The organism is Peribacillus sp. NPDC060253, from assembly GCF_042727425.1.
Classification (GTDB): Bacteria; Bacillota; Bacilli; order Bacillales; family DSM-1321; genus Peribacillus.
This window is the reverse complement of record NZ_JBHXAS010000251.1, coordinates 1-2,319: the sequence shown is the minus strand read 5'-3', so window position 1 is coordinate 2,319 and position 2,319 is coordinate 1. Positions and strand designations below refer to the sequence as shown.

Annotated in this window: 1 protein-coding gene and 1 pseudogene; both read right to left on the bottom strand. The window is 34.8% G+C overall.

What is annotated here, in order from left to right; genetic code table 11:
• Positions 1 to 495: 495 nt before the first annotated feature.
• Positions 496 to 927: a hypothetical protein gene (locus tag ACFWE9_RS26680; protein WP_230163044.1), complete on the bottom strand. Its 432-nt coding sequence runs from the start codon at positions 925 to 927 to the stop codon at positions 496 to 498.
• Positions 928 to 938: 11 nt separating this feature from the next.
• A pseudogene (locus ACFWE9_RS26675) lies at positions 939 to 1,977 on the bottom strand (IS1595 family transposase).
• Between the last annotated feature and the right edge of the window lie 342 nt (positions 1,978 to 2,319).

Genomic DNA, 2,319 nt, shown 5'->3' with positions numbered 1-2,319 from the left:
AATGTTTGACTTGCTCATTTTGCTTTTTTGATAGTGTGTGCTCACTTAAAATTTAACGTTGGCGCTTTGTTTTGTTCAGTTTTCAAAGAGCAATTTCACAAATCGTTCTTTCGAACGTTTGTTTATTCATCATAACACGCTATTGATTAGTTGTCAACTTCTGCGAAGTTTTAAACTTATTTTGAATCGCTGTGTTTTTCAGCGACCATTTCATCTTATCATTTTCATAGTAAGAAGTCAATAGTTATTATTTCTTTTAGTTAATCTACCAAAAGTGGATGAAGTTTTTTGTTTGTCGTACTTGGTGCTTATTTATATTAATCCTATTTCACTTTAAAGTCAATACATTTCATAATAAATAATTCACATTCTGCATGATAGATTAAGAATAGCTTTTCTCCCGATGGCTTAAAACTTAGGCTCTGTTAAACAATAATGTTGATTTTTAATATTTGCAAAGGACTTCTAACTAATGAAGCCCTTTGAGTCCATTTATTACATTCCTAAAACGGAAATGAACTTAGTGGATACACTTTTTTCATCTATCCAAGATTGGAATTCGGTAATCATCGAGATAAGTTGCTTAATATTTGTATCATAGTTTTCCATAAACTCTTCCTCAGAATAGGTGAAGGGAAACCCTAAAACATCTTTTAGTGATTGTGGATTAGGATTATTAGCTAGATATTGTTTCATTTTTTCCAATTCCTTAATAATCATCTTCCAAGTATCTGTACCTATTTCATTGAAAGCAAAATAATCGAATTTCTTATAGCACTTCTCAAAGGCAGGCATAATATAGCCAAAGTTTTCTTCTGTAAAGAAGATGGAAGAAGTATTCCAACATTCACCTTTATACTTGTCAGGGAGAACCTCTATGTAACAAGAGCCTTCGAGGGTACTGACATCATAGATTATTTCAATCATATAATCACCCCTTAAATGGTAAATCTCGATAATCTGAGCTTATTATAAGTTTCGTTTGTTGAGAATAGACAGCTTTCAATAATCATTTTACTTACTGTTGTATTATCATTGCGATGTTTGATAATGTCCAAGAAATAAAACCAGCTCAAATAATGGTCGAGGTATTTTGTTGTACGCCATTGAAACGGTTCATCCAGCCTTTAAGACGGCTGTGATAATTATTTACATTTTGAATATGATAAAGACCTTTTACTCGTTCTTTTCCATCTGATTTGAAGCGGTAATCTTCTAATCCTTTTTCACTCGAATAAGTCTTAAATGCTCTCCAAGCATCGGTACAAAGTATATTGGTTGGCGATAACTTAGAACCGATTGCTTTTTCTAAACGAGATTTTACAATTCTACCTTGTCCAATAACTTTTGACAAAGTGGATTTTTGGCGGTCTCTTGCAATAAGGACACACACTTGTTCCTTGCTAATACCTCGGTACTTTGAGGAACCGCCACGCTTACGAGACTTACGACCATCTATTTTTCTCTTCCCTTTTTCCGAGAAAAGAAAATATGTCTCATCCATTTCCACTATTCCTGAGAATTGTTCAAAATCCATTTGTTTTATTGCTGATAACAACTTGTGTCGCCAATAGAAAAGGGTTACGAAATGGACTTCAATTATCTCAGATGCTTTTCTTAAAGAGTATCCTTCAATCATACACTGCACAAAATCCAACCATTTATGGGGAGATGAGTCCTGTGTAAAGGCGTGTTGGTTACATCCGTAAAAGTCTTTCCGCAATCTTTACAGCGATAACGCTGCCGTTCTATTGTTTGCATTCCCAGTTTGACTGAATACTTACCAAAACGAACGGCATTATTCGAATGACAATGAGTACAAGTGTATCCATCTTTATGTTTTTGCTCGGAAACCTCTTTAAAGACTGGTTCACTTGAAGAAGAAGATGCGAGAGATTTGTTAAAAAACTCTTTAAGGCGATATTGGTCTGCGGTACTAAGTTTCTTTATCTCTTTAATAATCTCCTTTAATGCCATTCGAATTCACTCGCTCTCATTCATTTTCCTATATTACAGAACAATCGTTCGCTTTATTCAAATATCAACAAAGTTATTTAACAGAGCCAAAACTCAAAAAACGCTTCCAACTTTAAATGTATTTATTAGAGCGGAAGTAATCCTCTATAACTTAGAAGCACGATCTTTATACCTTAAATGGTATCTAGGACGAATTATTTCACTTTAGGTAGAAGCTGATTCGCCTTTTCTTCAAACCATAGAGACGCAAAAAAAGACCAGCCGGATGGCTGATCTTTAAAATGGCTTGGCGGCGTCCTACTCTCACAGGGGGAAACCCCCAACTACCATCGGCGCTGAAGA